This window comes from Idiomarina sp. UBA4206 (genome assembly GCF_002383015.1).
In the GTDB taxonomy this organism is placed as follows: Bacteria; Pseudomonadota; Gammaproteobacteria; order Enterobacterales; family Alteromonadaceae; genus Idiomarina; species Idiomarina abyssalis.
The window spans coordinates 3,702-11,176 of the sequence record NZ_DFTS01000041.1; the positions used below are offsets into that span (position 1 = coordinate 3,702).

Genomic DNA, 7,475 nt, shown 5'->3' on the forward strand with positions numbered 1-7,475 from the left:
AAACCATCCAGCTGATTCATAGTCGCGCGCACCGGGTCAGTCGCCGCGCCCAGATTGGCGGTGCCATCCGTTGTGGCCGCGGCAGCAAAAATCAGGTCGGTATTGAACGGAAGGTCAGCAATTACCGGATCAAAACGCGGATGAGTGCCCGCAACAAAGGCATTAGGGCCCGAAGGTGCCGGTGCTTTTTCGGTGCCACTACCGCCACCGCACCCTGTCAAAAGCAGCGATGGGAGCACAAGGGAAGATAGCAGAAACCAATTAACATTATTTTTCATGATCACTTCCTGAACAGGTGTTATGGGAATTATGTAGAAAGTGTAGTCAACTTTTGCCAAGGTGCGAGTCTGCAAGCTATAGATGTGCAATGGATCGCCGGAACAGCTTACAGCCCCAATAAAAAAAGCAAACCATTGCGGGTTTGCTTTTTACGAATCAGGAAAGCAGTTAAAAGGATTATCTATGAATTGACCAGCTAAACCGCAATTTCCGCCAGATTGCCTTTTTCTTCCAGCCAGGTTTTTCGATCCCCCGCGCGCTTTTTAGCGAGCATCATATCCATAATTTGCATGGTGCCGTCATCTTCACCAATAGTGAGTTGCACCAAACGACGGGTATCGCGCGCCATGGTAGTTTCGCGCAACTGCAAAGGGTTCATTTCACCCAAACCTTTAAAGCGCTGCACATTAGGCTTACCCTTTTTATTTTCAGCGGCGATGCGATTGAGTACGCCGTTTTTCTCACCTTCATCCAGTGCGTAATACACTTCTTTGCCTATGTCGATACGGTACAGCGGCGGCATAGCCACATAGACAAAACCGTTGCGCACCAACACCGGAAAATGTTTTACAAACAGTGCACACAAAAGCGTGGCGATATGCAAACCATCTGAGTCCGCATCCGCCAGAATACAAATTTTGTGATAGCGCAGCTCGCTCAGATCTTCGCTACCCGGGTCCATACCAATCGCGACGGAAATATCATGCACTTCCTGGCTCGCCAAAATCTCGCCGGAATCAACTTCCCACGTGTTCAGGATTTTTCCGCGCAATGGCATGATCGCTTGAAATTCACGGTCGCGCGCCTGCTTGGCAGAGCCGCCCGCTGAATCCCCTTCCACTAAAAACAATTCACTTCTGCCGGGCTCCTGACTTGAACAGTCTGTGAGCTTTCCGGGTAGCGCCGGGCCCTGCGTTACTTTTTTACGAACCACTTTTTTACTGGCTTTTAGTCGTCTTTGCGCGTTGCTAATGCAGACATCGGCTAAAAGTTCAGCTTGATCGGTATGCTCATTCAGCCAAAGGCTAAAAGAGTCTTTTACCACCCCGGAGACAAAGCTGGCGGACTGCCGCGAGGACAAGCGCTCTTTTGTCTGCCCTGCAAACTGAGGGTCCTGCATTTTGGTCGACAAAATATAGCTACAACGTTCCCATACGTCTTCCGGAGTTAACTTGACCCCTCTGGGTAACAGGTTACGGAACTCACAAAACTCACGCATAGCCTCCAGTAACCCCTGACGTAGTCCGTTTACATGAGTACCGCCCAGCGTGGTCGGAATTAAGTTAACGTAACTTTCAGAGACCCCTTCGCCACCTTCAGGCAGCCAGGTAACAGCCCAGTCAACACCTTCTGTTTGCGAGCTAAAACTACCATCGAAGGGTTCTTCCGGTAAGGTCGGTACATCCTTAACCGCCTCAACCAAATAATCCGTTAAGCCATCCTGATAAAACCAGGTATCTTCCGTGTCATCAATTTTATTACGGAAGGTAATTGTCAGGCCGGGACATAGCACAGCTTTAGCGCGCAATATGTGTTTTAACTTGGTAACAGAGAATTTTGCAGAATCGAAATATTGAGGGTCCGGCCAAAAGTGAACTCGTGTACCGGTGTTTCTTTTCCCCACCGTTCCGGTTACTTCCAACTCACTGACTTTATCGCCGTTCTCGTAGGCCATTTCATAAACTTGCCCATCACGCTTAATGGTCAGTTCAACACGCTTGGATAAAGCGTTAACCACCGAGATACCAACACCATGCAAACCACCGGAAAATGGATAGTTTTTATTCGAAAACTTACCGCCGGCATGCAGTTTACTCATGATCAGCTCAACACCCGGAACACCTTCTTCCGGATGAATATCCACCGGCATTCCCCGACCATCGTCGGTGGCTTCCAGCGACTGGTCCTGATGCAGAACAACAAGCAACGTTTTGGCATGCCCCGCCAGAGCTTCATCGACACTATTATCTATAACCTCCTGACCTAAATGATTAGGCCGAGAGGTGTCAGTGTACATACCGGGGCGGCGCTGAACCGGTTCCAGTCCGTTCAGCACCTCAATGGAGTCGGATTTATAGTCTGTCATGAGTCCCTGTTTTTATTATTGGCTCGATCCACGAAAAGTGTGCTTCAATTTACCGCTAACTGGCGTCTATTTGAAGTAGTACGGCATAAATTTCTGAGCAGTTTCGCTCAGCTTAGGCTGAATATGGCCCTGCTTACGACACAAGGTTAACCAGTCGGCCAAAAATTGATTCACCTGATGCTTTTCATCCTGGTGCCGCATTTCACGGTTAGGCTGCTGATAACGTGCGGCTAAACGAGTAACGCCCTGACTGGATATAATCTCAGCCATACGCACATCATGATATAACCGCACCGTCATTTTAGCATGCAGGTAGTCTGCCCAGTCCGGCTTCAACTGTTCAATTTCAATGTCTGAGGTATAGCGCGCTTCACTCACGTTGCGCAAACTGAATGCTAAATGCTCCCCGGCATAAATCGTAACCTGAGCCTGAGACTCAAGCTGGGACAGCAGAGGCAACAACCCTGCGTAGTTAAGTTCGTTCAGTCGGTGCAGTTCAGCCACGTCGACAACATAGCGCTGTAGCATAATAAAACCTCAGTTTACTCCAGATCAGAGAACACCTTATCATGGTGTAACTGCAACCATTGTAACCCAATTACACTGGCTGCGTTGTTGATTTCTTCACGTTCAAGCATAGCGATAACTTTATCCCTTGGTATCACATGCACGCGTATATCTTCGTCTTCTTCAGGGAGACCACCAAAGTCGGCAGCCGATTTACTATCAACTTCCGCAATATAAATCGTTAACTTTTCATCGGTACCACCCGGGCTGGAGTAATAACTGGTAGCGTAAATTAAACGTTTGGCTGTTAAACCAGCTTCTTCTTCCAGTTCACGAGTTGCCACTTCTTCAGCGCTCTCGTCGGCATCAAACATCCCGGCGACAAACTCAAACAACCAAGGTCCATTTTCGTCCTCAAGTGCGCCTACGCGGAACTGCTCAACAACCACCAACTCATCGGTTACCGGGTCATAAGGTATAACAACAACCGCATGTCCCCGTTCCATTAATTCCCGGTCAATGACCGGACTCCAGTCACCAGAAAACAAACGGTGTTGTAAAGAATAGCGATAAACTGACAAAAAACCTTGATAAAGCGGTGTCTTTTCCTTTACTTTCACATCATCTCGGTGAAAACGAATTGCCATACTAACGAGTCCTATTATTGAGAGTAACTGAAAACAAACATTCTGTTACACTTGAGCGAATTCTGAAACCATGTTTTTCTTAAAGTATTTGCGCAAATCATTTACACTGGTAATCATTCAGCGCTGTATGTAAACTATGCGCAATTATTGAACATTGCATGTCAAGTAACAGGAAACTGACTACCATGAAAAAGCATCTTTTGTCGGCAGCTGTCGGTCTGGCATTGACCACAGTCACTTTTACGTCAAATGCTGAAGATTTGGCTCAAATTTATCGCTTAGCAGTTGATAATGATCCGACCTTATTACGTGCCGCAGCAGAGCGTGATGCCGCACAAAAAGGTATTGATATTGCCAAGTCAGGATTCCTGCCTCAGGTTTCGGGAGAAGCTGGTTACAGTGACTCAACAAGCGAATCCCCGCTAGTTTTTGAGTCAGGCATTCAAGTTTTCGATAGCGACAGCAGTGGCTGGCAAGCCGGCATTACGCTGAACCAGAGTATTTTTGACTGGACTGTCTGGAGAAACGCCGACATTGCAGAGAAGCAAGCCTATCAGGCGGAAGTTGCCTACAGCAACGCCCAACAAGACCTGATGTTACGTGTTGTTAATGCGTACTTCCAGGCTCTTCAGGCCCGTGATGACTTATCTTTCGCAGAAGCCGAAAAGAAGGCTATCGAGCGCCAGCTTGAACAAACCAAGCAACGCTTTTCAGTCGGCTTAACCGCTATTACCGATGTTCACGAAGCACAGGCTCAATACGACAGCGCTGTCGCACGTGAGATTCAGGCTCGCAATGCGGTTGAAATTGCCTTAGAAGACATTCGCGAAATTACCGGCCAATACCCGCAAACATTGGCAGCTTTAGATACCGAAACTTTTTCACCGAGCGATCCGGCACCAGAAGATGTTCGTCAGTGGGTGAAAAAAGCTGAAAATGGCAACCTTAGCCTATTGGAAAGTAAAGTTCAGGTAGACATTGCTGAGCAGCAAATTAAGCTGCGCCAGGGTGGTCATTATCCTACAGTCTCACTTCAGGCCAGCTATTCTACATCGGACACAGAGCGCACAATTTCGAATCAGAATGGTCAACAGACAACAGATTTACCTCGTCTGGACAGCCGCTCTATTGGTTTGAATGTCAGCGTACCTATTTTCTCAGGTTTCCGTACATCAGCGGAAGTTGCTCAGGCTCGCGACAACTATGTGGCCAGCAGCCAACAAATGGTTCAGACTCGCCGGAATATTGAACGCGAGGTACGTAATGCCTACTACGAGGTTTCAGCGTCTATTGCCAGCATTAATGCGTTTCAGCAGTCTGTTGTGTCTGCAGAGAGTGCATTGAAAGCCACTGAAGCCGGTTTTGAAGTCGGTACTCGTACTATCGTTGATGTACTGGATAGCACCCGTAACCTCTATAATGCAAAACGTAATTTATCTGAAGCTCGTTATGGTTATATCCGTCAAATTCTACGCCTTGAACAAGCTGCAGGACAGTTACAAGAACAAGACCTGTTAGCGATAAACAGTAGCCTTTCTGAAAATGTAGAAGGCACTGCGGCTGACTAACAGAGCAGACCAGGGCACCGCCGCTTATAGGTGGTGCCTTATTTCAAATGTTTTATGTTACTATCCGCGATAATTGAAGAATAATTAGCGGCATCTGTTGTGATCGAACCTCCCAAATTTAAGTTCTACTTTCTGCATCCTAAGTTTTGGCTAACCTGGCTTGGTGTCTTTGTCCTTTACAGTGTTTCGTGGCTGCCATACCGCCTGCAACTTGCTATGGGTCGGGGGTTAGGCTTACTGTTTAAGAAGCTCATGCCGCGCCGGGTCAACATTGCCCGAACCAACTTGAAGCTGTGTTTCCCTGACTATAGCGATGAAAAAATTGAAGCGTTACTGACCGAAAATATGAAAAACACCGGTATCGCTTATTTTGAAATTGGCATGGCCTGGTGGTGGCCAAACTGGCGAATTAAACGAAAGCTGCACATTCACGGTGAGGAACACCTTCGCAAAGCTCAGGAAGACGGCAGTGGTATTCTGTTATTGCTTTTTCACTTCCTTAGTCTGGAAGTCCATGCGCGACTGCATGGCTTTGTCGAACCAGCCGTCGGCTTGTATCGTCCTCACAATAATGCGGTGATGGAATTTTTGCAGACTCGCGGACGTGGGCGCTCAAACAAGTACATGATCCAACGTCGCGATGTTAAGGCCATGATGAATGCGCTGACTCAGGGAGATATTGCCGGTTACCTGCCGGATCAAGATTATGGCCGGCGCCGTGTTGAGTTCGTTAAGTTTTTCGAGGTACCAGACACCTCCACCACTTTAGGCACCATGCTTTTTGCACGTAACCCTAATTGCAAGGTACTGGTCAGCCGCTGTGTCAGACGTGATGACGGCAGTGGGTACGATCTTTATTACGAGCCACCACTTGAGAACTTCCCCAGCGGCGACGATAAAGCCGATGCAGAGCGGGTTAATCAGTTAGCCGAACAAGCAATACTAAAAGCTCCGGAGCAATACCTCTGGGTTCATCGGCGCTTTAAAACGCGCCCCGACCCTGATATGCCAAGCTACTACCGTTGATCTTCCAGCAATTGATTCCAGCAGTCGAGTACAGCCTGACGCTCAGCATCCAGGTTGTGCTCTTCCAGCAACTGCTCGCCTTGTAATGCCAAAGCATGACTCTCGCAACGGAAAATCTGAAAAGCGTTAATCAAATTTTGCGCATTCACCTCAGATAACAAATGCAGTTGTTGTGCCTCAGTCAGAAGTCTGACGTTATCACTGTATTGACATAACTCCGGGTGATTATGTGCGTGCCGTAGTACGATGTACTGCGTTATAAACTCAATGTCCGCAATGCCACCCGCGTCCTGTTTTAGGTCAAACATGCTGCTGTTGCGTTGTGCTAAATGCTCACGCATTTTCTCTCGCATCTCCACAATGCTTTTACGCAATTCCTGCTCGTTTCTGGGCTGAGACAAAATACTGCGTCGTATATCCATAACGGTTTCACGCAATGCCGGAACACCAAATACCGGTCTGGCCCGAACCAATGCCTGTAATTCCCAGGTCCAGGCATCGTCCCTCAGATAACGTGCAAATGAGCTTACCTGAGTCACCAGTAGTCCCGCCTGGCCTGAAGGCCTTAAGCGCAAATCAACGTCGTACAAAATGCCAGCCACAGTCCGCGTAGTAAATAAGTGCAAGATCCGTTGCGCAAGACGCAAGTAAAATTGCTGAACTTCTATAGGTCGTTGACCATCGGTCTGGCCCTGATAATTGGCGTCTGTAACAAAAACGAGATCGAGATCAGAGCCATACCCTAATTCCTGACCACCGAGCTTTCCATAGCCGAGCACGGCAAAGCCTGTGTTGTCGACACTGGTGCCCTCTGGCTTGCCATGCTTTTGTGTCAGGTGATGCCATGCGAGACCGACCACCTCAGCGATAATAGCTTCAGCCAGCGCGCTTAAGTGGTCACTGACATTCATCAGTTCAAGAACACCACTAATATCGGCGGCCGCTATTTTTAACTGCAACGCTTGTTTGGCTTGCCGTAAAGCGTCCATCTGCGTTTCTAAGTCCTGCTCGGGGATCCTCAGCAAATACTCCCGCAACACCGACGCATAATCCTTCGATTCGGGCAAACTATAGAGTTGCTGGGGATCGATAAGCTCATCTAAAAGTATCGGGTGTAATGCCAGCTGCTCCGAAATCCATGGGCTTGCCATGCAAAGTTTGCACAGTTGTTCGCGTGCACCGGGGTTTTCCGCAAGCAGCTCGATATAGGCCGTACGACTCATCACGGCTTTAATGATGGATAACAGCCTTTCCAGCAAACGTTCCGGATGTTGATGTTGAATTGCGTGGCGCAGCATCATGGGCATTAAGCGAGCTAAAGCTGCTCGTCCCCGGGGGCCGGAACTGCGGCGACGGCTCTCC

7 protein-coding genes are annotated in these 7,475 nt (G+C 48.4%); 2 read left to right on the top strand and 5 right to left on the bottom strand.

What is annotated here, in order from left to right; all coding sequences use genetic code 11:
• The 4 genes from B3180_RS08675 to B3180_RS08690 all read right to left on the bottom strand — a co-directional run.
• Positions 1 to 278, bottom strand: a 278-nt coding sequence (locus B3180_RS08675) for a hypothetical protein (RefSeq protein ID WP_286844049.1), incomplete at its 3' end; no start/stop codon positions are given.
• A gap of 197 nt (positions 279 to 475) precedes the next feature.
• Positions 476 to 2,365 carry a DNA topoisomerase IV subunit B gene (gene parE / locus B3180_RS08680; RefSeq protein ID WP_286844051.1) on the bottom strand — a complete coding sequence of 630 codons (1,890 nt, stop codon included), beginning with the start codon at positions 2,363 to 2,365 and terminating at the stop codon, positions 476 to 478.
• A gap of 66 nt (positions 2,366 to 2,431) precedes the next feature.
• Entirely contained in the window at positions 2,432 to 2,893 is a 462-nt protein-coding gene (locus B3180_RS08685; protein WP_054489177.1) for a DUF1249 domain-containing protein, read from the bottom strand.
• Positions 2,894 to 2,907: 14 nt separating this feature from the next.
• A complete protein-coding gene (locus tag B3180_RS08690) occupies positions 2,908 to 3,519 on the bottom strand; it encodes an NUDIX domain-containing protein (RefSeq protein WP_199495029.1) in 612 nt (203 codons plus the stop codon).
• Between the two features lie 185 nt (positions 3,520 to 3,704).
• Here B3180_RS08690 and tolC point away from each other — a divergent pair, with 185 nt between their 5' ends.
• Together tolC and lpxL are read left to right on the top strand one after the other, a co-directional pair.
• Entirely contained in the window at positions 3,705 to 5,087 is a 1,383-nt protein-coding gene (gene tolC, locus B3180_RS08695) for an outer membrane channel protein TolC (protein ID WP_199495030.1), read from the top strand.
• Between the two features lie 99 nt (positions 5,088 to 5,186).
• Positions 5,187 to 6,113, top strand: a complete 927-nt coding sequence (lpxL, locus tag B3180_RS08700) for an LpxL/LpxP family Kdo(2)-lipid IV(A) lauroyl/palmitoleoyl acyltransferase (protein WP_199495031.1) — start codon at positions 5,187 to 5,189, stop codon at positions 6,111 to 6,113.
• On the opposite strand, the gene glnE is transcribed toward lpxL, so the two are convergent.
• The coding region (gene glnE / locus B3180_RS08705) for a bifunctional [glutamate--ammonia ligase]-adenylyl-L-tyrosine phosphorylase/[glutamate--ammonia-ligase] adenylyltransferase (protein ID WP_286844054.1) at positions 6,104 to 7,475 on the bottom strand (1,372 nt) is incomplete at its 5' end. The two genes, lpxL and glnE, sit on opposite strands and share 10 nt — an antisense overlap.

Excerpts from the sequence above, each read along its gene's own strand:
- B3180_RS08690 (WP_199495029.1), bottom strand. The coding sequence starts at position 3,519 with ATGGCAATTCGTTTTCACCGAGATGATGTGAAAGTAAAGGAAAAGACA.
- parE (WP_286844051.1), bottom strand. The coding sequence starts at position 2,365 with ATGACAGACTATAAATCCGACTCCATTGAGGTGCTGAACGGACTGGAA.
- tolC (WP_199495030.1), top strand. The coding sequence starts at position 3,705 with ATGAAAAAGCATCTTTTGTCGGCAGCTGTCGGTCTGGCATTGACCACA.
- B3180_RS08685 (WP_054489177.1), bottom strand. The coding sequence starts at position 2,893 with ATGCTACAGCGCTATGTTGTCGACGTGGCTGAACTGCACCGACTGAAC.